At 61.9% G+C, this 21,815-nt stretch carries 20 protein-coding genes; 8 read left to right on the top strand and 12 right to left on the bottom strand.

Annotation, left to right across the window (positions count from 1 at the left end):
* Window positions 1-4: 4 nt before the first annotated feature.
* From A0U94_RS03025 to rpsD, 3 genes are all read right to left on the bottom strand, one after another.
* Complete coding sequence (locus A0U94_RS03025) at window positions 5-1,552, bottom strand: peptide chain release factor 3 (RefSeq protein WP_077802403.1); 1,548 nt, start codon at window positions 1,550-1,552, stop codon at window positions 5-7.
* A gap of 214 nt (window positions 1,553-1,766) precedes the next feature.
* Entirely contained in the window at window positions 1,767-2,171 is a 405-nt protein-coding gene (locus A0U94_RS03020) for a hypothetical protein (protein WP_077803808.1), read from the bottom strand.
* Window positions 2,172-2,335: 164 nt separating this feature from the next.
* Window positions 2,336-2,953 carry a 30S ribosomal protein S4 gene (gene rpsD, locus A0U94_RS03015; protein WP_062033641.1) on the bottom strand — a complete coding sequence of 206 codons (618 nt, stop codon included), beginning with the start codon at window positions 2,951-2,953 and terminating at the stop codon, window positions 2,336-2,338.
* Between the two features lie 365 nt (window positions 2,954-3,318).
* On the opposite strand from rpsD, the gene A0U94_RS03010 reads away from it, so the two are divergent.
* Entirely contained in the window at window positions 3,319-3,789 is a 471-nt protein-coding gene (locus A0U94_RS03010) for a BON domain-containing protein (RefSeq protein ID WP_062033644.1), read from the top strand.
* Between the two features lie 99 nt (window positions 3,790-3,888).
* Window positions 3,889-5,103: an MFS transporter gene (locus tag A0U94_RS03005; protein WP_077802402.1), complete on the top strand. Its 1,215-nt coding sequence runs from the start codon at window positions 3,889-3,891 to the stop codon at window positions 5,101-5,103.
* Here the strand turns inward: A0U94_RS03005 and A0U94_RS03000 are convergent.
* Window positions 5,057-6,454: an MATE family efflux transporter gene (locus tag A0U94_RS03000; RefSeq protein WP_077802401.1), complete on the bottom strand. Its 1,398-nt coding sequence runs from the start codon at window positions 6,452-6,454 to the stop codon at window positions 5,057-5,059. The two genes, A0U94_RS03005 and A0U94_RS03000, sit on opposite strands and share 47 nt — an antisense overlap.
* A gap of 85 nt (window positions 6,455-6,539) precedes the next feature.
* Here A0U94_RS03000 and cysS point away from each other — a divergent pair, with 85 nt between their 5' ends.
* From cysS to A0U94_RS02980, 4 genes are read left to right on the top strand one after another with little or no spacing between them, the layout of a single operon-like run.
* Window positions 6,540-7,898: a cysteine--tRNA ligase gene (gene cysS, locus A0U94_RS02995; RefSeq protein ID WP_077802400.1), complete on the top strand. Its 1,359-nt coding sequence runs from the start codon at window positions 6,540-6,542 to the stop codon at window positions 7,896-7,898.
* Window positions 7,899-7,900: 2 nt separating this feature from the next.
* The gene (locus A0U94_RS02990) at window positions 7,901-8,677 is read left to right on the top strand and encodes an RNA methyltransferase (protein ID WP_062033653.1); all 777 of its coding nucleotides are present in this window, start codon (window positions 7,901-7,903) and stop codon (window positions 8,675-8,677) included.
* Window positions 8,678-8,681: 4 nt separating this feature from the next.
* Entirely contained in the window at window positions 8,682-9,674 is a 993-nt protein-coding gene (locus tag A0U94_RS02985; protein WP_244178055.1) for an ion channel, read from the top strand.
* A gap of 13 nt (window positions 9,675-9,687) precedes the next feature.
* Window positions 9,688-10,572, top strand: coding sequence for an aldose 1-epimerase family protein (locus tag A0U94_RS02980; protein ID WP_077802399.1), 885 nt, complete (start codon window positions 9,688-9,690; stop codon window positions 10,570-10,572).
* Window positions 10,573-10,618: 46 nt separating this feature from the next.
* Here the strand turns inward: A0U94_RS02980 and gltX are convergent, their stop codons facing one another.
* From gltX to alkB, 5 genes are all read right to left on the bottom strand, one after another.
* The gene (gltX, locus tag A0U94_RS02975; RefSeq protein WP_077802398.1) at window positions 10,619-11,953 is read right to left on the bottom strand and encodes a glutamate--tRNA ligase; all 1,335 of its coding nucleotides are present in this window, start codon (window positions 11,951-11,953) and stop codon (window positions 10,619-10,621) included.
* 97 nt (window positions 11,954-12,050) lie between these two features.
* Window positions 12,051-12,515 carry a hypothetical protein gene (locus A0U94_RS02970; RefSeq protein ID WP_062033659.1) on the bottom strand — a complete coding sequence of 155 codons (465 nt, stop codon included), beginning with the start codon at window positions 12,513-12,515 and terminating at the stop codon, window positions 12,051-12,053.
* Window positions 12,512-13,726, bottom strand: coding sequence for a beta/alpha barrel domain-containing protein (locus tag A0U94_RS02965; RefSeq protein WP_062033662.1), 1,215 nt, complete (start codon window positions 13,724-13,726; stop codon window positions 12,512-12,514). Before A0U94_RS02965 ends, A0U94_RS02970 begins: the two co-directional genes overlap by 4 nt.
* Window positions 13,726-15,114, bottom strand: a complete 1,389-nt coding sequence (locus tag A0U94_RS02960) for a class II 3-deoxy-7-phosphoheptulonate synthase (RefSeq protein WP_062033665.1) — start codon at window positions 15,112-15,114, stop codon at window positions 13,726-13,728. Before A0U94_RS02960 ends, A0U94_RS02965 begins: the two co-directional genes overlap by 1 nt.
* Window positions 15,115-15,161: 47 nt before the next feature.
* Window positions 15,162-15,815 carry a DNA oxidative demethylase AlkB gene (gene alkB, locus A0U94_RS02955; protein ID WP_077802397.1) on the bottom strand — a complete coding sequence of 218 codons (654 nt, stop codon included), beginning with the start codon at window positions 15,813-15,815 and terminating at the stop codon, window positions 15,162-15,164.
* A 230-nt stretch (window positions 15,816-16,045) separates the two neighbouring features.
* Between alkB and A0U94_RS02950 the strand changes: the two genes are divergently transcribed.
* Window positions 16,046-16,459: a hypothetical protein gene (locus A0U94_RS02950; protein ID WP_174694416.1), complete on the top strand. Its 414-nt coding sequence runs from the start codon at window positions 16,046-16,048 to the stop codon at window positions 16,457-16,459.
* Between the two features lie 66 nt (window positions 16,460-16,525).
* The gene (locus A0U94_RS02945; protein WP_062033674.1) at window positions 16,526-17,350 is read left to right on the top strand and encodes an alpha/beta fold hydrolase; all 825 of its coding nucleotides are present in this window, start codon (window positions 16,526-16,528) and stop codon (window positions 17,348-17,350) included.
* 6 nt (window positions 17,351-17,356) lie between these two features.
* Here the strand turns inward: A0U94_RS02945 and A0U94_RS02940 are convergent, their stop codons facing one another.
* The 3 genes from A0U94_RS02940 to A0U94_RS02930 form a co-directional block, all read right to left on the bottom strand.
* Window positions 17,357-19,396, bottom strand: coding sequence for an FUSC family protein (locus A0U94_RS02940; protein WP_077802396.1), 2,040 nt, complete (start codon window positions 19,394-19,396; stop codon window positions 17,357-17,359).
* Between the two features lie 80 nt (window positions 19,397-19,476).
* Window positions 19,477-20,871 (bottom strand): glutathione-disulfide reductase, encoded by a 1,395-nt coding sequence (gene gorA, locus A0U94_RS02935; protein WP_208611668.1) that lies wholly within the window; start codon window positions 20,869-20,871, stop codon window positions 19,477-19,479.
* A 29-nt stretch (window positions 20,872-20,900) separates the two neighbouring features.
* Entirely contained in the window at window positions 20,901-21,788 is an 888-nt protein-coding gene (locus A0U94_RS02930; protein WP_077802394.1) for a ferredoxin--NADP reductase, read from the bottom strand.
* Window positions 21,789-21,815: the final 27 nt, after the last annotated feature.

The raw sequence follows: 21,815 nt of genomic DNA, 5'->3' as shown, positions 1-21,815 counted from the left end.
CTTCTCAGACGGCTGACATGCCGATCTGCTTGATGTCGTGAAACGCCAGATCGGGGTTCATCTCGATAGTCCGGCGCATCATGAAGGAGGATGTTGCGAGGAAAACCGGATCTCCATCCAGATCATCGGCCATGGCGGAGCGGTTCATGTCCTGGAACATCTCGATCTTGGCGCGGTCTCCGGTCACCCAGCGGGCCAGCGAGTAGGGCGTGCTCTCGAAACCGATGGTCACACCATACTCGCCCAGAAGACGGGACTGGAGCACGTCAAGCTGAAGCGTTCCGACCACACCCACGATCGGCGAAAGGCCGTCCTGCGGGCGGAAGAGCTGAACCACGCCTTCCTCGGCCAACTCCACGAGAGCCTGACGAAGCTTCTTGGCCTTCATCGCGTCATCGAGACGGACACGGCGCAGAATTTCGGGCGCGAAGTGCGGCACGCCCGTAAAACGCAGATCTTCGCTCTCGCTCAGCGTATCGCCGATCCGCAATGTGCCGTGGTTCGGAATACCCACGACATCACCGCCAAAGGCTTCTTCCGCCAGTTGCCTGTCACGGGCGAAGAAGAACTGCGGCGTATGCAGGGCAAATTGCTTGCCGGTCCGGACATGCCTGAGGCGCATCCCGCGGGTCAGACGACCGGAACACACACGGGCGAAGGCCATACGGTCTCGATGGTTCGGGTCCATGTTGGCCTGAATCTTGAAGATCAGCGCCGTAACCTGATCTTCGGAGGCCTTGACCTCGCGCGTTTCGGTCTGCTGCGCACGGGGTGCAGGGCCGTAGGCGACGAGCGCGTCGAGAAGATCCGTGACGCCGATTTCCTTCATGGCAGAACCGAAGAAGACCGGGGACAAATGGCCGGCATCGAAGGATTCCCGGTCGAACTCAGGCAATGCGGCTTCGGCCAGTTCGACTTCCTCGCGCATCTGGACAATGCGGGGATCATCCTCGCCGACGGGTTCTTTTGTGTGCACTTCCTGCGTCCGCAGGTCATACGTGCCGATGAACTTGGCCGCGCGTCCGATCGGCCATGTCGCCGGGGACGTGTCCAGCGCGAGCGTGTTGGCAATTTCGTCGAGCAGCGCAAAACAGTCCTGCGCTTCACGGTCCATCTTGTTGATGAAGGTGACGATGGGAATGTCGCGCAGACGGCAGATTTCGAACAGTTTGCGTGTCCGCTCTTCGATACCCTTCGCAGCGTCGATGACCATGACCGCACAATCCACGGCCGTCAGGGTACGGTAGGTGTCTTCGGAGAAGTCTTCATGGCCCGGCGTGTCGAGCAGGTTGAAGACGCAGTCGCCATATTCGAAGGTCATGACAGAGGTCACGACGGAAATGCCACGGTCGCGCTCGATGCCCATCCAGTCGGACTTCGTGCGGCGGCGCTCACCCTTGGCGCGGACATTGCCCGCCATCTGGATCGCACCACCCGCCCGCAGGATGCGTTCGGTCAGGGTCGTCTTACCGGCATCCGGATGGGAGATGATGGCAAAGGTGCGCCGACGTGCGATCTCGCGGTTAATTTCTGCGCTCAATGCCTCTGACATGATGCCTCCGGTAAAAAGAAAGACCCGGGACTGGAACCTTCATGGTGCCCAGACAGAGTGCCCAGGCAGGCAGATCACCGGGCAGCAGAAGCAGAGGACAACCCTGATCGAAGCCTATTCCATCGGGAGGCGGCAATGTGCAGAAGGACCCCTGCCCCGTCAAGAGACCGGAGGGCTACTCTTCCGGGAAATGCCGGTTTGGCGGCACCTCTTCCTAGTCCACGGTGTTCCCATGGGGTGCGATCCCGCTTCCCATCGGGCCGGATGTTGCATAGGCCTCGCCGAATTTCCCGATGGCGCTCCCTGAAACAGGGTCATGTAGACTGCCAGAATTAGAGATATCTCCCTTCCCGCCGGGCAGAACGCTGCGCAGGAACTGCCAGGCTTTTCCTGCACGCGTGAGACGGAGTGGGGGCGGCGCCATGGCCCGTGCCTGCGGGGCGTCCACATAATGCCCGGAACCTTCAGAGGTTTGCGCAGACGTCACGGCGTAATTCCGTGGAAGGTCGACCGGGACGTGCACTGGCGGGACAAAAGTATTGATCCCTCGGGAAAGGGCAGGCGCACTGAGCAGTGCCGGAAGCATCAGGCTTAATCCCGCAGCGGTAAGAGCGCGCATCCCCGGATCCTTTGCAAACGTCATGCAACAGTAATGACCAGTAGACTATCCGTGCAACAGGATACGGCAGCCTGCGGCTCGGGCACAAAAAAAAGCCGGATGGGAGAACCCATCCGGCTTTTTCCGGTCGCATTCCGATCCGGGCAATAAAGCCCGGCTCAGGATCAGCGGGAGTAGAACTCGACGACCAGGTTCGGTTCCATCTGCACCGGGTACGGCACGTCCGAAAGAACGGGAACACGCAGGAACGTGCCCTTCATCTGGCGGTGATCGACTTCAACGTATTCCGGCGTGTCGCGCTCACCCGTCTGGACAGCGTCGAGCACAATGGCGAGCTGCTTGGAGGTGGAGCGGACTTCGATGACGTCGCCTTCCTTCACGAGGTAGGACGGGATGTTCACCTTCTTGCCGTTGACCGTAACATGGCCGTGGCTGATGAACTGACGCGATGCGAACGGCGTGATCGCGAACTTCAGACGGTACACAACGGCGTCCAGACGACGCTCGAGCAGACCGATCAGGTTCTCGGACGTATCGCCCTTGCGACGGACGGCTTCGTCATAATACTTGCGGAACTGCTTCTCGCTGATGTTGCCGTAGTAGCCCTTGAGCTTCTGCTTGGCCATCAGCTGGATGGAGAAGTCGGACGGCTTCTGCTTGCGGCGCTGACCGTGCTGGCCGGGGCCGTATTCGCGACGGTTGACCGGGGACTTGGCACGGCCCCACAGGTTGACGCCGAGGCGACGGTTGATCTTGTACTTGCTCTCAAGACGCTTTGACATGGGTTGACCCCTGTACTCATCAGAACCGCCCCATGCTGCATGGCGGTCCGTTTTGTTGTGCCGGTAGGCCCTCTCCCGGATTGGAAAGGGCGGGCGCGCACCCAGATGCCGGACCGGCGGGATTGCAGACTCCCGCGCTGTTGGACCGGCCGGTACGTCCACGTTTCCGGCTGTGCCGTCGCGCCTACAGGAGTCCCCGGACGGGGTCAATCAAAACCTGCTTGCAAGCTATGTCATTTTCTTGCAGTGGGGGCGCGGAAAGTACGCAACCACATCAACTCCGGCTGCGCTAACTGTCCGGAACTCCCCTTCGCTTTTTCCCGAGCACTCCTGAAGGGGAGCAACACGTTTTTTCGAGTTTCCGCATGAAAACCTACCGCTTCAATCCCAAAGCCGGCCGTATCGGCGAAGGTTCCCTCGAAGGACTGGTGCAGTCCCTTGATGCGCCTCTGCCCCCCAAGCCCGGGGAGAGCGTCATCAAGCGTGCCTTCAAAAGATTCGGCCTCGCCCAGATGCACATGTCCCACCTGGTGATCGACGACCGCACGATCTATCTGCGTGGCAAGGCGGACAACGCCAAGGACCGCGACCAGATGATCCTTGCGGCAGGCAATGTCGCGGGCGTCTCGGCGGTTGAAGCCGAAATCGCCGTTCCGGCCGGAACGCCGGAGCCGGAGTTTCTGGAAATCAAGACGAGCAAAACGCTGGACGAAGTGGCTGACAAGCTGCCGCAGGACATCACCGGCGATGAGCTGCTTGACGCAAATCAACCGCTTGTCACGGCCAAGGATGACATTTATCCGGGTCAGACCATCCGACTGCCGACCGAGAACTGATCTGTTCGTCGCGGCTCCTCCGAGATGGGGAGCCGCGACTGCGTTTCACGATCCGGTACTGGCAGGACGGTCCTGACCTCCATTCCCGGAATTCCCCTTATGGACTCCATCGAACCTCTCGACGTCGAACGGGTGCGCCCACCCCACGGTGTCGGACCGGCCATGCTGTCCCTCATGCTGGCAACATTCACCATCGGCACCGGCGAATTCGCCATGATGGGTCTGCTGCCGGAATTCTCGCACTCCCTGAACATCACCATTTCGCAGGCAAGCTGGGCTATTTCGGCCTATGCCATGGGCGTCGTCATCGGAGCCCCGCTGATTGCGATCCTGGGGGCGCGTTTGCCACGCCGCACGCTCCTGCTCTGCCTGTTATGCCTGTTCGTCGCGGGCAATATAGGCAGCATCCTGATGCCCAGCTTCGCGGGCATCGAACTCATGCGCTTCATCACGGGCCTGCCTCACGGGGCTTTCTTTGGCGTTTCGGCTCTGATCGGCGCGTCGATGGTCGAGCGTGCCCGACGCGGACGGGCGGTCGGACGGGTGCTGTCGGGCATCATGATTTCGACTGTTATCGGGTCGCCCCTCTCGACCTATGCCGCCAATCACGTGGGATGGCGTGTGGCCTACGGCACGATCGCGGCTCTGGGCGCCGTATGCTTTGTGGGGATCTGGTTCTTCGCACCGCGTGACAGGCCGCATCCGGGCGCAACCGCACTGACCGAACTCGGTGCGTTCAAACGCCCGCAGGTTCTGCTGACGCTGCTGACCAGCGCGGTCGGGTTTGGCGGGCTTTTCGGGATCTACACGTTCCTGACGACCGGCCTGACGGAGGTCACACAGCTTCCGGGCTGGCTGGTGGCCGTCTATCAGGTCGTGTGGGGACTGGGCATGGTGTCGGGCAATGCGTTTGGCGGAGCCATGGTTGACCGCAGCATCGACCGGACGGTGATCGTCTCCCTGGCGGCAAGCATTGTCTTCATGCTGGGGTTCTGGCTGCTGCTGCCCTCGCCCTACGCCATGCTGCCGGTCACTTTTCTGGTTCCGGCCGGGATCATCATGCTCTCCCCTGCCCTCCAGACCCGCCTGATGGAAGTCGCCGGGGATGCACAGACACTCGCCGCCTCGCTCAACCACTCTGCGTTCAATCTCGCCAATGCCTTCGGAGCATGGCTGGGGGCGGTGCTGGTCAGCTCAGGGCTCGGGCTGGGATCCGTTGGCTGGGGCGGGGCGCTGTTCTCTGCGCTGGGACTGGTGATCTACGGGCTCACGATGTGGCAGGCACGGGCTTGCGCATCACGCGAAGCAGCCTGATCCCGAAGGCCACACAGGTCGTGGCCAGCGCCAGCGCCATGCCGATCCAGAGGCCTTCCACACCAACATGCTGGTGGAAGGCCAGCCATCCTCCGAACACCAGACCGACCAGACCATAGCTTGCCACGGCAATCAGCATCGGCGTCACGGCGTCTCCGCAGCCCCGGAGTGCGCCGCTGAAGACGCATTGCAGGCCATCCGCGATCTGGTAGAGCCCCGCAATTTTGAGAAGCGTCACGACCAGCGCCGTGGTTTCGGGGTCCGGCGCACGATTCGAGAAATAGAGCGGCAGGATCTTTTCCGGCCAGAGCAGCAGCAGCGAGGAAGTGGCCAAGCTCCACATCAGGACGATGCCGATTCCGGTCAGAGCCGCACGACGGCCCTGCTCCATGCGGCCCGCTCCCCGCCAGTACGCCACGCGCACATTCGTCGCCTGACCGATCGCCAGACACACCATAAACAGCAGCGAACTGACATTGACCGCCACCTGATGGGCCGCGAGGCTGTGTGTTCCGAGCTCACCGGCGCGCAGACTGGTGATCTGGAACATCAGGATTTCGGCCGCCGCTCCCATCATCATGGGACCGCCCAGCTTCAGCAGATCCTTCATGACGGCCCACTGCACGGGCGCGGGCTTCAGCACCGCCCGCACGCGCTCATGGGTCAGACAGAGGCCGAACAGGGCAAAACTGACGACCCAGCCAGTCAGGGTTGTCGCCGTTGCGGAACCGTAAAGCCCCATCGCGGGAAGCCCCGCCCAGCCGTGGATCAGCGCCGCATTGGTCAGCCCGTTGCAGATCGCCATGGCCGGCATGATCCAGAGCAGCAGCGTCTCGGCGCCCAGCGCCGGCAGCGCGACACGCAGCACCCCGATAACGGCCAGATCAGGCAGAAGTGACAGCAGCAGAATATCAATGAAGCGGCTGCCATGCGTGATCACTTCCGCCGGTTCGCCGATGGAAGTGAAGATGGTTTTTGAAAATGCCAGCAGCAGGGCACACGGAATGAAGACCGCGATGGCGAGCGCGAGCGTCGCGCTCATGACGCTGCGCCCGTCATGGGACGTGCGGCCATGATCCTGAGCGCCGCGCCCATGTGACAGAAGCACCCCTGCCCCGCCGAGAACGGCCTGGAACGTCACCATCGTCGTAAAGAAGAACGTGCTGGACAGACCGCCAATGGCAAGTTCCGTCACCCCGAGACCGCCGAGCAGGACCGTATCCGTCACGCCCATCGCCATTTCGGAGAGCTGTGACAGGGCCAGCGGCAGCGCAATCCGCACGAGCGTCAGGGCATGGCTGCGCGGAGTTGTCGGATCGGACGGCGGATGACTGGAAAAGGTGCTGCTCATGCCCTCCTAATACAGGCGTCAAACCTGCCGACAAGAGTAACAAAGCCTGTTGCACCTGAACCAAGGCTGGCGCATTGATCGGCATATGGCCGATCCTGCTGCACACGTGCTCCGCCTGCACGACACCCATCTTCGCGAAAAGCGACCGTTCACGCCCCTCGACCCCGGGAATGTGCGCGTCTATTTCTGCGGACCGACCGTCTATGACCGCGCGCATCTGGGCAACCTGCGCGCCATGATGTGCGCGGATATCCTCATCCGTCTGCTGCGGACACTGTATCCGCGCGTCACTTACGTCCGCAACGTCACCGACGTGGACGACAAGATCAACGCGCGCGCGAAAGAAAACGGGGAGGACATTTCCGCCCTGACCGAACGCACGACGCAAGCCTTTCATGAAGATCTCGCGTCACTCTTCATTCTGCCGCCCGATATCGAGCCCCGCGCCACCCATCATATCGACGATATGCTGGAGATGATCGCGCAGCTGATCGAAACCGGACATGCCTATGAAGCTGAAGGGCATGTGCTGTTTGCGGTGCGCAGTTTCCCGTCCTATGGCGCGCTGTCCGGACGCTCGCTCGATGACATGATCGCGGGTGCGCGTGTTGAGGTCGCACCCTACAAACGCGATCCGGGCGATTTCGTGCTGTGGAAGCCCTCCGAGCCGGATCTGCCGGGCTGGGACAGCCCCTATGGGCGCGGACGTCCAGGCTGGCATATCGAATGCTCGGCCATGTCACACCGTTATCTGGGCGAGAGCTTCGACATTCATGGCGGCGGAGACGATCTGCTGTTCCCGCATCATGAGAACGAACGCGCGCAGTCGATGTGCTGCCATCCGCATGGCAGGTTCGCCACGCACTGGGTCCATAACGGGATGCTGCTGTCGAACGGCGAGAAAATGTCGAAATCGCTCGGCAATTTCTTCACGATCCGCGAAGTGCTGGATCGCTCCCCCGCAGAACCGCTGCGCCTGCTCTATCTGGGCGCGCAGTACCGCTCCACGCTGGATTTCAGCTGGGACAAGCTGGAGGAAGCCCGTCGGGTTCTGGACCGGCTGTACCGTGCCCTTGAACGCGGCGATGCCCAGCCGGGTGCCGCTGTTCCGGCAGCGGTCATGGACGCGCTATGCGATGATCTGAATACGCCGCTGGCCATCGCCGCCCTTCACCCGCTGGCGGATGCCGCCATGCAGGGCGATCAGGATTCTGCCTCAAGCCTGCTGGCCGCTGGAAAAATGCTGGGTCTGTTCAATGTGACGCCTGCAGAGTGGTTCCAGTCCGGTGTGGATGCTGGCGCCATCGAAAAGCTGATCGAAGAGCGTCTTTCAGCCCGCAAATCCCGCGATTTCGCCCGCGCCGATGCCATCCGTGCACAGCTTGCGGCAGATGGCATTACCCTTGAAGACGGCCCCGGTGGCACAACCTGGCGGAAGACGTAACCATGACCGGACGTGACGGCGGGGCGGATATCGGCCCCCTTGGAGATTTTGATCCGGTTGTGATCCTGGTACGCCCGCAGCTTGCCGAGAATATCGGTACGACGGCGCGCGCCATGGCGAATGGCGGCCTGTTTCATCTGCGCATTGTCGCCCCGCGCGACGGCTGGCCACAGGAACGCGCCTGGTATGCATCGTCGGGCGCGGACCGGATCCTGGACGCGGCTCAGGTGTTCGAGACGGTGGACGATGCCGTGGCCGACCTGCACCGCATTTTCGCGACGTGCCCGCGCCCGCGCCATGTGGTCAAGCCGGTCATGACTGCGCGAGGTGCCGCCGCCGAACTGCGTGTCGCCTCCACCCGTGGCCTGCGCACCGGTATCCTGTTCGGACCCGAGCGCGCCGGACTGGATAACGAGGATATGGCCCGCGCCGATACGCTGGTCCGCTATCCGCTCAACCCGAAATTCATGTCGCTGAACCTCGCACAGGCCGTGCTGATCATGGCCTATGAGTGGTTCCTGACCGAAGACATGACGCCACCGCGCGAACTCATGACCAACGAGACGCATGTGGCGACGAAGGGGGAGATGGAGAATTTCATGTCCCATCTCGTCCGTGATCTGGATGAGACCAATTTCCTCAGAAATGAGCAGAAACGCCCCGGAATGTTGCGGAACCTGCGTCATTTCTTCACCCGAGGCGAAGTGACGGAACAGGAGCTTCGCACCCTTCACGGCGTTGTCAGCGAACTGAGCAGCGCTCGCAGGAACAGGAGCTGACCCCATGATTCACTGGCGCCACCGGAAACGGATGCAAGCCCGACCTGATCCAGGGGCGCCAGAATCACAGCACGGACATCCCACCGTCGTCGAGACGGTCAACAGGATCCGGGCGCATGTCCTCGAAGAGAACGGCCGCAGCGACATCATCCGCACAGGTCTGGATTCCGGCGCTCTTGGAGACCTCTATCATACCCTGATGACCATGAGCTGGTTCATGTTCTTCTGGGCCTCGATCGGGCTTTATCTGGTCATCAATATCGCCTTTGCGCTGATGTATTACGTCATCCCCCACAGCGTCAGCGGCGTTCCAAACGGGGATTTCCTCGACGACATTTTCTTTAGCGTTCAAACGATTTCGACCGTCGGTTACGGCACCATGTCGCCCGTCGGACGCCTGACGAATACCATCGTCTCGTTCGAAGTTCTGGCAGGCATGATGCTGAACGCGCTCGCCACAGGGCTGGTCTTCGCCCGCTTCTCCCGCCCCCGCGCCCGCGTGCTCTTCAGTCATGTGGCGGTCGTCTCCTATGACGACGTGATCCCCACCCTCACGATCCGCATCGCCAACCAGCGCCGCACCCTGATCCTGTCCGCCAATATCGAGATGACGCTCACGCGCCTTATGCCGGACGAGCGCGGACGTCTGGTCCGGCGGTTCGACCGGCTTACGCTGGTGCAGTCCCACATGCCGATCTTTCGCATCAGTCTGAACGCGACCCATCTGATCGACGCACAGAGCCCGCTTTTTGGTCTGTCAGCCGAGACGCTGATTGATCAGAACGCGGAAATCATCATCACGATGGACGGCACGGACGAAATCTCGTCCCAGACCGTTTTCGCCCGTCATGCCTACGAAATCGGACATGTGAAACACGGCTACCGTTTTTCGGATATGATCGCCAACCGTCCGGATGGACGCGTGGAGGTTGATTTCCGTCGCTTCCACACGACCGAGCCGGGCGATACGCCGCAAACGCCTGATCCTACCCCCTGACAGGAGACATCCCATGACGGATATCGTGACGGACGACAGACATGATTTCGGGACCGGCCTGCTGAAGGCCTCGGTCAGAAGCCATGGCGCCGAACTGGTCGCCTTGAGCAACGGGACGGACGATCTGCTCTGGAACGCAGGACCGGCATGGCCCAGACAGTCGCCGGTCCTGTTCCCGATCATCGGCAGGCTCCCCGAACATGAGATCACGCTCGATGGCACGCCTGTCCGGCTGAAACAGCACGGCCTGGCGCGGGACCGGGCCTTCCGCTGGATCGCGCGGACGCCCGAGGGCTGTACGCTGGAGCTGGTGGACGATGCCGAAAGCCGCGCGCTCTTCCCGTCCGCCTTCCGGCTGCGGATGATCTATCTGATCGAGAACAACACGCTGCGCGTCTCGTATCATCTGCACAATCCGGACAGCACCAGCACGCTCCATGCCTCGCTTGGCGCGCACCCGGCGTTTCGCTGGCCCCTGAAGGAGGGTGTCGCCAAAGACAGCTACCGGCTGATTTTTGAATACGACGAACCGCTGCCCGTCCGTCGTATTGGCGCTGACGGCCTGCTTCTGCCGGAAAAACAGCATACGCCGGTCCGGGACAATGTCCTTGCGCTGACGGATAAGCTTTTTGAAAAAGACGCTCTCATCATGGAGAAGCCCGAAAGCCGGTCCATGGACATGGTCGGGTCGGACGGCGCAGGTCTCCGTTTCGTCTGGGGCGGATTTAAAGAGCTTGGTCTGTGGACGAAACCGGGCGCGGACTTCCTGTGCATCGAGCCCTGGTATGGCTATGCGACGCCAGCCGGTTTCAAGGGGGATTTTTCACAGAAACCCGGCCTTCTGCACCTGAAGCCCGGCGAAAGCTGGACCGCCTTCTGGTCCGTCAAGGCAATCTGAAAAACAGGCCCGTCGCGCTTTTCAGCAAGCGCGACGGGCAACAGGATCAGGCCTGAATGGCGTCCCGCAGACGGGCCACCGTGCGTTCGCGCCCCATCAGGCCGAGCAGAACGTACAGTTCCGGACCGGCATCTTCACCCGTCAGGGCCAGACGCAGCGGCATGAAGAGGGTACGCCCCTTACGGCCCGCGGCCTCCTTGAGCGTATTGGTCCAGTCCTTCCAGGTGTCCTCGCCCCACGGCTCGGCCGGCAGAGTGTCGAGGGCCTGCTGAAGAAACTCACGATCTTCGGGCTGGGACGGCGGGACGATCGTGCCATGCACCACGTCCCACCAGTGCGGGATCTCGGCGGAGAGGTCCACATTTCCGCGCACGGCATTCCAGAACGTCTCGTCGGCTTCTGGCGGAAGATGCGCCTTCGCAGCCTCGAACGGCAGGCTGTGCAGCGCACGGCGGTTCAGGGCGAGAAGCTGCGTCATGTCGAACCGCGCGGCCGACTTGGAAACATGCGAGATGTCATAAGCCGCCACGGCCTCGTCCATCGTCATGACCTGCGGATCATCCGACGATCCCACACGGGCGAGATAAGAGACGATCGACATCGGCTCCAGCCCGTCCTGACGCAGGGATTTCAGCGCGAGCGAGTCGAACCGCTTCGACAGCTTCCCGCCATCGGAATCCAGCAACAGCGGCAGATGCGCGAAGGTGAAGCGGTTGGGCTTGGCACCCAAGGCTTCGGCAATGTCGATCTGCACGCCGGTATTGGTCACATGATCTTCGCCGCGGACAATATGGGTGATGCCCATGTCCAGATCGTCGATCACGGAGGCCAGCGTGTAGAGGATCGTGCCGTCCCCACGCACCAGAACCGGATCGGAAATGGCCGTCAGCTTGACCGAGCACTCGTCCATGACGAGATCGTTCCACTTGCGGCTACCATCGCTGAGGCGGAAGCGCCAGTGCGGCGTCTTGCCGTTGGCTTCAGCGCGGGCACGCTGATCGGCCGTGAGCTTGAGCATGGCGCGGTCGTAGATGGGCGCCTTGCCGCAGCGGATGCGGGCTTCGCGCTTGGCGTTCAGCTCGTATTCCGTTTCAAAGCAGGGATAAAGACGGCCTGTTGCCTTCAGCTTTTCAATGACTTCGGCATACCGGTCCAGCCGCTCGGACTGGCGGACGTACTCGTCCCATTTAAGCCCCAGCCAAGACAGGTCCTTGCCGATTGCCTCTTCATATTCGGGCTTGCCCCGGCTGGTATCGGTATCGTCGATCCGCAGCAGGAATTTTGCGCCGTTATGGCGTGCGAAAAGGAAGTTGGCGACGGCAAGGCGCGCATTGCCAACATGCAGGTAACCGGTCGGGGACGGAGCGAAGCGCAGTTTCATGACGCCTTAATGCCGCATGATGCGCCGCGTTGCCAGAGCGGGTTTTCAGGAAGGCCGCGCAAAGGATGGGGAGCCTCCCCATCCTTTGCGCGGATATTCAGTGACGGATCACTTCGTGACGGTTTTCGTCATCTTCGTCATCATCCTCATCCGGCGGACCATTGATTTCCTCGTCGTCGACCAGGCGACGCGGATCAATGGCGCGCCAGTCACGCTCCATCGGCGTGGCGCGGCTGGCCGCGAAGTCTTCGAGCTCGGTGGAGGACTTCCAGCCATCTTCGCCGGCATCCACGACTTCGGCGTTTTCACCGAACGCCAGCCAGTTCTCGATGACTTCCTTGCTGCTCGCACCCGGCGTCCGGCAGCGCTCGATGCTGTCGCGAACATAGGCGCGGGCATAGGCGTTGGCGTGCATCAGGTCGATGAAGTCCTTGACCACCTCGACCGTATCATCCTCGCCTTCCGTCGCGCCTGACAGGTCGATGATGCGCACGTTCCACGTCCCCGCCTCAGTGCCGTTTTCGGGGGCGCCTTCGACAGGGTCAATCGTATCGTCGGTCATGAAATGTCCTTGGATGTCTCGTGGCTGTCACGGACCTTCTGGAGCAGGAACTCGCGTCCGAGCTTGACGCGGGGCTGCCCGTCATAGGCCACGATATCAGCCGTTGCATAGGTTTCGGACCAGCGGTCGGGAATGAAGGACCCGCTGCCGATCACGTCGATCGGGGCATGAGCGTCCCGCATCGTCGAACATTTGGCGACGTTGAATCCGGAAGACGCAACGATCCTGACATGATGAAACCCTGCATGGTCCAGAGCCTCCCTCATGCGCCAGATTGCTGCCGCCGACACGCCCGTGCCCACCAGATCGCGCAGCTCCTGATCGGAACGGTAGCGGCGGATGGTGCCCGGCGTGTGACGCTCAAGCACACCATATGAGGTCTGGGGGTCCAGTCCTTCAAGGAAGCGACCGCCATGAGTGTCCAGACGGACACTCAGATGACCCTTCGCAGCACGTTCGGGAAAGCGGCGGCAGACGGCGAGCGCATCCGTGATTTCCTGTCCGAAGTAATCCACCAGAACCGTCAGCGGATCATTCGGATACACCTCGTCATACATCTCCGCCGCACGCAGCGTGGAGCCTGCATAGCCGATCAGGGCATGGGGCATCGTGCCCAGCCCTGCCTCGAGACCGAAAAAACCGGCCGTGGCGTCATTGGCGTTGCCGATGAAGCCGCGTGCGCCTTCCTTTCGGGCCGCGCGGGAGCCGACACCCGCCGCATAGGCCATCTGTTCCTGCATCTCAAAGCCCGCGCAGTGCCGGGCGTCCATGGCAAGGAACGGGATGGAGGGCAGTGCCATGGCCATCTGATAGGCATTATGTGCGGCCACGCAGGTCGAGCCGATCCGCTGGAGCACCAGCGTTTCCAACGGCGCCAGACGGCTGAAACTGCCGCTCAGGTAGAGTAACGGTTCACCCGCGCCGACCCACTCGCCTTCGGCGTACATTTCCCGGCATTCAAGGTCGAAGCCCTGCGCTTCCGCCACGTTCTTCAGCCACTGCGTGACCAGACCGCAGGCCGCAATCACCGGACGGCGGATGAACACCGCATAGGTGACGCGGGAATCCCCGAAATGCTCCACGATGTGCCGCGTTCGCCCGAAATAGGCGTCCGTCCGCGCTTCGATGGTTTTCTCGTCCAGCGGGCCGAGAGTGCCAAGCGCGCGCCGGAGCGCGGCCTGTGGAGTCTTCTGGGGATCGGAAGCGGTCATTATTTCTTTCCTGCTCGTCCCGTCAATTCCTGAGCAAGAAGGAAGGCCATTTCAAGGGACTGCTCCGCATTAAGGCGCGGATCACAGAATGTTTCATAGCGACCAGCCAGATCGTCTTCGGTAAGGCACTGTGCGCCGCCGATGCATTCCGTGACGTCCTGACCCGTCATTTCAAGATGGATCCCGCCCGGACGACGACCCGCAGCCTCGAAAACGTCGAAGAAGCCGAGAACTTCGCCAAGGATGTTGTCGAAGGAGCGCGTCTTGATCTTGCTGGACGTGGTCGTGGTGTTGCCATGCATCGGATCGCACAGCCAGGTCACGGTGCGGCCCGTGCGGTTCACGGCATCGAGCAGCGGCGGCAGATGCTCGCGCACCTTGTCCTTGCCCATGCGCGAGATCAGCGTGATGCGACCGGCCTCGTCATTCGGGTTCAGGATTTCGAGCAGCTTCTCGAGATCTGCAACCGTTGTCGTCGGGCCCACCTTGATACCGATCGGGTTCTGCACACCGCGCAGGAACTCGACATGCGCACCATCCGGCTGGCGCGTGCGGTCACCGATCCACAGGAAATGCGCCGAGCAGTCATAGTAATCGCCGCTCGTGCTGTCCACGCGGGTCAGGGCCTGTTCATACGGCAGCAACAGGGCTTCGTGAGACGTGTAGAACTCCGTCTCGTCGATCTGCGAAGCCGAGCCGTCGAACCCGCAGGCACGCAGGAAGGACAGCGTCTCGTCAATGCGATGGGCCAGATCCTGATAGCGCGCGGCGAGCGGCGAGCGCTCCACGAAGCCCAGATTCCAGCTATGGACCTGATGCAGGTTCGCGTAACCGCCATGCGCGAAAGCACGGAGCAGGTTCATCACGCCGGCAGACTGGAAATATCCGGTTTCCATACGGCGAGGATCGGGAATACGGGCTTCGGGCGTGAATTCCGGGCCGTTAATGATGTCACCGCGATAGCACGGCAGCGTCACGCCATTGATCGTCTCGGTATTGGACGAGCGGGGCTTGGCGTACTGTCCGGCCATGCGCCCGATCTTCACGACCGGAACCTTGGCGGCGAAGGTTAGCACGACCGCCATCTGGAGCAGGACGCGGAACGTGTCGCGCACGATGTCGGCAGTGAACTCGTCGAAGCTCTCGGCACAGGCGCCGCCCTGCAGGACGAAGGCCTCCCCGCGCGACGCCGCGGCCAGACGCGTCTTGAGACGGCGGGCTTCCCCCGCAAAGACCAGCGGTGGATATCGATGCAGACGAGCTTCGACAGCAGCAAGCGCCGCTTCATCCGCATAGGATGGAGCCTGGACGATGGGGCGGGAACGCCAGCTTGCAGGAGACCAGGACATCGTGTTGGTGGACGTCGGGGTCTGGCTCGAGGGGTGCATCAAATGCCCTCCGGAAGGATGTGAATGCAGGAGTTGCGGGGGGCTGGTTATGGCCGAAAAAGCGCGACGTTGATAGCGCGAAACGTCAGATTGTATCGCATGGCACCTGTCTGCGGATGGAATGTTTCGCGAATGCGGGAGACCCCGTGCCATGCAAAGCGCGATGCTCCACCCCAGACCACAACATCCCCATCCAGAAGGTCGATGACACGCTTCGGATCGCCCCGGCTCGTGCCGCCAAACGAAAAGCGTGCCGGGATCCCAAGGGAAACCGACACAACCGGCGCTTCCGGCCGCCCCTCATCGCGATCCTGATGGAGCCCCATACCCGCTCCCGGCATATAGCGGTTAATGAGACAGGACTCCGGTTCGAAGCCATCATACCCCGCTTCCGATGCGGCCCGGATTGCAAGATGACGAAGTGCGTCCGGCATTGCTGGCCAGGGCTCGCCGGTTTCTGGATCGGTCCGGGTATAGCGGTATCCGGATGGATCGGCCGTCCAGCCGCAGGCTCCGCAGGAGGTCATGGCGGCGGACATCGACCCCATGCGCGTGTGGAAATGCCGGAAGGGCGCGACGGCGCTCACATCCGCAATGGCCTGATGGAGCGCAGGGGCATCCGGCAAGGCAAAACCGGGCAGCCATACCGCACCTTCCGCCAGAACGGTCCGGGGACGCAGAGAGGCGAAAAGATCCTCCATCCGGTTATTCCTCAGACGCTTTCAAACGGCGATAAAACCTCTCGAATATCGGCATGACTTTCATATGGGAGCCTTCTGCGGCCTCTGTCAGGGGAAAAGAACTCTTGAACCCGGCTCAAAGCAGGCCGATTATAGTGTCATATGCCGTCTTGCCGGGAATGTCGGAACATGACGTTCTCTCTCGTCCGGAAGGCAGTCTTATTGTTATGATCGGCCAAGGACTGGATCACATGTTGTCCTCTTCCCGTTTCTTCTGCCATGCCCTGCTGGCAACTGCCCTGGTGGCCGGGGCGGCACAAGCCCAGACCGCGACATTCGGTCAGCCTTATGCCTCCGGCACGACCCTTCCCGTGCAGCCGGATCAGGGCCAGACGGATGCCAAGCAGCAGGCCACAACCGGCGGCGAGCATTTCCGTGCGCGCGGCCATCGCAAGCCGCCTCCGGGCTATTCCGATACGCCGTCCAACGATTTCGAGCATGGTCCGGATCCGGATCACGAGGCCGGGGTGGAACGTGATTCCGTAACGGGCGCAAACCTGTCCAAGTTCGGATCATCCTATCAGGGCAGCAACAACACGCAGTCCGGCCAGCTCGGCGACGCCACCGGCAACGGCTACGTCGCACCGCGCGGAAACGGCTGGTAAGACACGCAACCAAAACCCCGGCAGCAAGTTCTGATCCCCGTATGAACTCCTTCGAGGATCAGAACCATGCCGTATATCACCGCCACTGATGGAACCAGCCTTCACGTCAAGGATATGGGCGCAGGCAAGCCCGTTGTCCTGATCCATGGATGGCCCTTAACCGGGGACATGTGGGAAAAGCAGACGCTGGCACTGGTGGAAGCGGGTTATCGGGTCATCACCTATGACCGTCGCGGCTTTGGCCAGTCCGGCCATCCGATCGACTGCTACGACTACGATACCTTCGCCGACGATCTGGCTGTCATTCTCGAACAGCTCGATCTGTGGGATGCGACGCTTGTCGGCTTCTCTATGGGGGGCGGTGAAGTCGCCCGCTATCTGAGCCGCCACGGCCGCTCGCGCATTTCCAAGACCGTTCTGCTGTCGTCCGTCGTGCCGTTCCTGCTCAAGACGTCCGACAATCCCAAGGGCGTGGACATCTCCGTGTTCGACGGCATCAAGCAGAAAATCCGTCAGGACCGTTTCGGCTTCCTGAAAGACTTCATTCCCGAATTCTACGGCGTCAGCATGCTCCATCACCCTGTCAGTCAGGGCGTGCTGGACTGGTCCTTCCTGCTGGCTAGCATGGCCAGTCCGATGGCCACGCTGGACTGTGTGGATGCGTGGGGCACGACCGATTTCCGTTCGGACCTCCAGGCCTTCACCGTCCCGACACTGGTGATCCACGGCACGGCCGATTCTGCCGTTCCGGCTGGCATCTCCGGCGAGAAAGCCGCAGCCGCCATTCCGGGCTCGACCTGGATTTCCTATGAAGGCGCCCCGCACGGACTTTTCATGACCCATGCCGAGCGCGTGAACGAAGATCTGCTCCGCTTCCTCGCCACGCCCTGAGACGCGTCAGAACGCCCCTTTGAGAAACGCCCTGCTGACCGGCATTTCAGTGCGCACGATCAGCAGGGAACCAATGGCCAGAACCAGATCGTGGCGGATCGACGGGTCCTGCGACTGGCGTTCCAGTGCATAAAGTTCATCCAGCGTCGGGTCGATGGTCGCTGTTGTATGCGTTAGAGGCAGCTTGCGGCGGGACAGGTTGCGGACCAGCCCGTCCACCGCCGCCACTGCCGTGTCCGGCAGGCTTCCATGCTGTGCCAGCTTGCGCAGCATCAGCACGTTTCGCCCGACCGTCAGCACCGAGAGCGTTCCGCGCAGCATGGCCTCCGCCCGGTCACTGGACAGGGAGCCCGCAAAGCGCACGGCGCGCTCCATGCTCTGCGTGCCTTCGTTGATCCAGACATATTCGTCCATCACGACACCCGGCAAAGCCAGCCGTCGCAGGCTACGCTTGAGCTGATAGCGCAGAACCTCGCCCGCACGGGCGGGCGTAAACGGCAGGATGGCACGGAAGATCACCACACCCGCCCCGAGGCCCAGCAGCAGGGCAATGGTGGTGTTGAACCAGCCGAGTTCGTTGATACGTCCCTGATTGTCCATCCCCAGCAGGAACGGAAAGAATGTCCCATAGGACGCCGCCATGACCGCCGTGGACGGATTGCGGGCGGCCAGCCCGCCGATCATCATGAAGAACCCGACCACGAGGCAGAAGAACGGATAATTCGCCGTAACCGGCATAACGATAAAGACCGGGATGATGCTTCCCAGAGCCGCGAAAACCGCACCGTAGAAAAATGCGGAACTCAGCAGAACGGTGTTTTCAAAGGTTGCGAAACGCGCGCAGACCACGGCGATAAAGGTCAGGAACACACTGCCCTGCGGCCAGGCCGTGACTTCCCAGACATAGGCCCCGAACAGCAGTGCGACCGTTGTGCGGATGCCGTTACGCATGGATGCGCGCCAGTCCGGATTCCGGGTCAGGCGATGCCGCTCCGAGACCGGGGCTCCATCCACGCTGGCCCGATAGGACCGCAGGGTCTCGCACAGGTCGGACAGCATGACTTCCACGCCCGTGAGAATGATTCCTTCGTTCAGGGAGTCCTCGTCGTCGCGGGGCAGAACCGTCTGCATGCGCCCCCGGCACTCTGCCAGAAGGGCTTCGGCCTGCATCAGGGCGCCGATGCCGCGACGATCCGTCACCAGACGCTCTGGCAAGCCGTCCAGAGCATTGGCCATGCTTTCCATGAAGGGGCGCAAGGCTTCGGGCTGATGCGTCACGGACGTCATGCGGGTGCGCAGACCCAGTCCACGTGACAGGACGCGCGCAACCAGCCCGAGCGTGACATAGGCGTGCTCGACCTCGTTGCCTTCGCTGCGGATCTCAATGCGGCTGAATTCGATCTGATCGCTGGAGGCCTGCAACGATCCCAGCAGCGCGGACAGATCATCCGTCGCGCCCGTTTTCTGGCGCAGAACGGCCGTCAGCGCTGGGATGGCGCGGGTGAGAATGGCCTGAAGACGGTTACGCAGCTCTTCACGCGCACGACCGGCGACATTGGGCAGCGCGATCATGCCCATCGCCGTCTCGCAGATTACGCCGAGGAAAATATAGGTTCCCCGCGCCATCGCGATGTTGAAGACGTGATCCGGCTCTTTCACCGCGCCCAGCGCGATAATGGTGCAGGTATAGCCCGCAAGCACGAGCGCATAACCGCGGAAGTTGTGTGTCAGCGTGGCAAGGCCGGCGCACAGCCCGACCCAGATGGCAAGAGCCGGCAGGAACAGCCATGGAGACTGCGGGAACGCCGCCATGAGCACGATGGCCATCACCATCCCGATGACGGTGCCGACCAGACGCCAGCGTCCTTTGGAAATGCTCTCGCCGCGCGAATTCTGGGCGACGATCCAGACGGTCATGGCGGCCCATTGCGGCTCACCGAGTTCCATCCACAGCGCAATCGCCAGAGCCAGAAGCGAGGCGACCGTGGTGCGGAGGGCGAACATGACGGACGTGATGGACGGGGCAAACAGCCAGCCAAACTTCATGCCCGGTCTTGCCCTTCAGAAATTCTGTGACGGCCCGACTGCCGGGCCTCCGTGAGACCAGTACGCGCCGTCATGATGTGTCAGCCTGCTTTTCGGGGAACGTGGCGCGTGAGGCTCCGCATGGTCACGAACTCCTCCGCACTGGTCGGATGCAGGCCGATCGTGCGATCGAAATCCCGCTTCGTCAGCTTTGCCGTGATCGCAATGGCAAGGCCCTGAATGATTTCCGGTGAATCCGGGCCGACCATATGGGCGCCAAGCACGATCTGGCTCTTTGCGTCCACGACCAGCTTCATCAGGGTCTTGCCCTTGCGGCCCGACAGCGTCTGGCGCATCGGGGTGAAGCTGGACGTGTAGATGTCCACGTCATGCGTCTGCACGGCGTCTTCTTCGGTCAGACCAACCGTGGCGAGCGGCTGGGAGAAAAACACGGCCTTGGGCGTCGTGGCAAAGGACCATTCACGGCCCGGCTCACCAAACAGACGCTCGGCCAGAATGTGACCTTCGGCAATGGCGGTGGGCGTAAGGTTGTAGGTATCCGTCACGTCCCCGATGGCATAGATGCCGGGCACGTTCGTCGTCGCATCGTCAGGCTTGGCCGGAATACGACCATCCCATGTGGCCACGCCCGCATTGTCAAGCTTCAGCGGAGCCAGATTGGGATGACGGCCCGTCGCCATGAACACGCAGTCCGTCTCAATGACGTCCCCACCATCAAGATGCAGACGGAAAGCCTCGCCGACCTTCTCGATCCGCTCCGGGGAGCGACCGGGATGCGCCTTGATGCCGTTCAGCGGCAGCAGTTCGGAGAGATGGGCGCGCAGTTCGTTGTCAAAGCCGCGCAAAGGATGTTGCTGGCGGAAGACCAGATCCACCTTCGAGCCGAGCCCTGCAAAAATCCCGGCAAATTCAACGCCAATATAGCCGCTGCCGATCACGGCGACGCGCTCGGGGCGGTCAGTCAGATGGAAGGCATCGTCCGAAACGATCGCATGTTCGGCGCCGGGAATGTTCAGACGCGTCGGCGTGGAGCCCGTGGCGATGACGATGTTCTTTGCCCGGACGCGCTGGACGGACGCATCCGGTGCGAGTTCGGACGGCCCGATTTCGACCGTATGGGCGTCCACGAAACGCGCATCGCCCGTGAACAACGTGACCCCGGCCTTTTCCAGCATCGAGACATAGATGCGGTTCAGGCGCTCGATCTCGCGGTCCTTGGCGCTGATCAGCGTGGACCAGTCATGCGGGACCGGCGCGACGTCCCATCCATAGGACGGGGCATCGGCGATCTCTCGGCCATAATCGGCCGCATAGACCATCAGTTTCTTGGGCACGCAGCCCAGATTGACGCAGGTTCCGCCCCAGTGACGGCGCTCCGCAATCGCGACGCGCGCTCCGTTCTGGGCGGCAATGCGCGCGCAGCGCACCCCGCCCGAACCGGCACCAATAACGAACAGATCAAAATCCTGCATCATTCCGGCCTCTCGTACCCTGTTATCAAACCTCAGCGCTCGGCGAAGGCCTTCTCAACGACATACGAACCCTGATGGCTCATATTGCCTTCCTCGAAACCCATACGCTCCAGCAGGGCTTCGGTATCGGCCAGCATTTCCGGCGAACCGCAGATCATGACGCGGTCATGCTCGGGGTCGAGCTTGTCGATGCCCAGATCCTCGAAGATCTTGCCCGTCTCGATCAGTTTGGTGATGCGATCGGTCACGGCATAGTCTTCGCGGGTCACGGCCGGGTAGTAACGCAGCTTGCCGGCGACGAACTCACCGAGGAACTCGTGTTCCGGCAATTCGTGGCGAATGTGGTTCTCATAGGCCAGCTCGCCCGAAATGCGGACGGTATGGCTGAGAATCACGTTTTCATAGCGCTCATAGGCCTCGGGGTCCTTGATGAGGCTCATGAACGGCGCCAGACCCGTTCCCGTGGACAGGAAATACAGGTTGCGGCCCGGCTTGAGGTTGTCGAGCAGCAGCGTACCAACCGGTTTGCGGCCGATCAGAACCGTATCACCAACCTTCACATGGCGCAGACGCGAGGTCAGCGGACCATCAGGGACAGCGATGGAGAGAAACTCCATGTTGTCTTCGTAATTGGCGGACGCGATCGAATAGGCGCGCAGAAGCGGCTTGCCTTCGACTTCGATGCCAATCATCGCGAACTGGCCGTTCTCGAAGCGCAGACCGGGATCACGCGTCGTGGTGAAGCTGAACAGGCGGTCCGTCCAGTGATGGACCGTCAGCACCTTGGCCGGATACAGATGCGCGTATTCCTTGCCCGGCTCGGCAAGGCGATACTGCTTCGGATGGCCTTCGAACGGCACCAGGCCGGTCAGGGGCTCGTCGATCTCGGGGGTGGGGGCGGCAAAAGTCGGGGTAGACATGTCTGGTTCTGTCTCCGGTGCGGAACG

The organism is Gluconobacter albidus, from assembly GCF_002005485.1.
GTDB lineage: Bacteria > Pseudomonadota > Alphaproteobacteria > Acetobacterales > Acetobacteraceae > Gluconobacter > Gluconobacter albidus.
The sequence above is the reverse complement of the archived record's forward strand: the minus strand, read 5'-3'. Positions and strand labels throughout refer to the sequence as shown.

Excerpts from the sequence above, each read along its gene's own strand:
- rpsD (WP_062033641.1), bottom strand. The coding sequence starts at position 2,953 with ATGTCAAAGCGTCTTGAGAGCAAGTACAAGATCAACCGTCGCCTCGGC.
- A0U94_RS02965 (WP_062033662.1), bottom strand. The coding sequence starts at position 13,726 with ATGACCGCTTCCGATCCCCAGAAGACTCCACAGGCCGCGCTCCGGCGC.
- A0U94_RS02930 (WP_077802394.1), bottom strand. The coding sequence starts at position 21,788 with ATGTCTACCCCGACTTTTGCCGCCCCCACCCCCGAGATCGACGAGCCC.
- A0U94_RS02950 (WP_174694416.1), top strand. The coding sequence starts at position 16,046 with ATGTTGTCCTCTTCCCGTTTCTTCTGCCATGCCCTGCTGGCAACTGCC.
- alkB (WP_077802397.1), bottom strand. The coding sequence starts at position 15,815 with ATGGAGGATCTTTTCGCCTCTCTGCGTCCCCGGACCGTTCTGGCGGAA.
- A0U94_RS02960 (WP_062033665.1), bottom strand. The coding sequence starts at position 15,114 with ATGCACCCCTCGAGCCAGACCCCGACGTCCACCAACACGATGTCCTGG.
- gorA (WP_208611668.1), bottom strand. The coding sequence starts at position 20,871 with ATGATGCAGGATTTTGATCTGTTCGTTATTGGTGCCGGTTCGGGCGGG.
- A0U94_RS02980 (WP_077802399.1), top strand. The coding sequence starts at position 9,688 with ATGACGGATATCGTGACGGACGACAGACATGATTTCGGGACCGGCCTG.
- A0U94_RS02990 (WP_062033653.1), top strand. The coding sequence starts at position 7,901 with ATGACCGGACGTGACGGCGGGGCGGATATCGGCCCCCTTGGAGATTTT.
- A0U94_RS02970 (WP_062033659.1), bottom strand. The coding sequence starts at position 12,515 with ATGACCGACGATACGATTGACCCTGTCGAAGGCGCCCCCGAAAACGGC.
- A0U94_RS03010 (WP_062033644.1), top strand. The coding sequence starts at position 3,319 with ATGAAAACCTACCGCTTCAATCCCAAAGCCGGCCGTATCGGCGAAGGT.
- A0U94_RS02940 (WP_077802396.1), bottom strand. The coding sequence starts at position 19,396 with ATGAAGTTTGGCTGGCTGTTTGCCCCGTCCATCACGTCCGTCATGTTC.
- A0U94_RS03020 (WP_077803808.1), bottom strand. The coding sequence starts at position 2,171 with ATGCGCGCTCTTACCGCTGCGGGATTAAGCCTGATGCTTCCGGCACTG.
- cysS (WP_077802400.1), top strand. The coding sequence starts at position 6,540 with ATGGCCGATCCTGCTGCACACGTGCTCCGCCTGCACGACACCCATCTT.
- A0U94_RS03005 (WP_077802402.1), top strand. The coding sequence starts at position 3,889 with ATGGACTCCATCGAACCTCTCGACGTCGAACGGGTGCGCCCACCCCAC.
- A0U94_RS03025 (WP_077802403.1), bottom strand. The coding sequence starts at position 1,552 with ATGTCAGAGGCATTGAGCGCAGAAATTAACCGCGAGATCGCACGTCGG.
- gltX (WP_077802398.1), bottom strand. The coding sequence starts at position 11,953 with ATGAAACTGCGCTTCGCTCCGTCCCCGACCGGTTACCTGCATGTTGGC.
- A0U94_RS03000 (WP_077802401.1), bottom strand. The coding sequence starts at position 6,454 with ATGAGCAGCACCTTTTCCAGTCATCCGCCGTCCGATCCGACAACTCCG.
- A0U94_RS02985 (WP_244178055.1), top strand. The coding sequence starts at position 8,682 with ATGATTCACTGGCGCCACCGGAAACGGATGCAAGCCCGACCTGATCCA.
- A0U94_RS02945 (WP_062033674.1), top strand. The coding sequence starts at position 16,526 with ATGCCGTATATCACCGCCACTGATGGAACCAGCCTTCACGTCAAGGAT.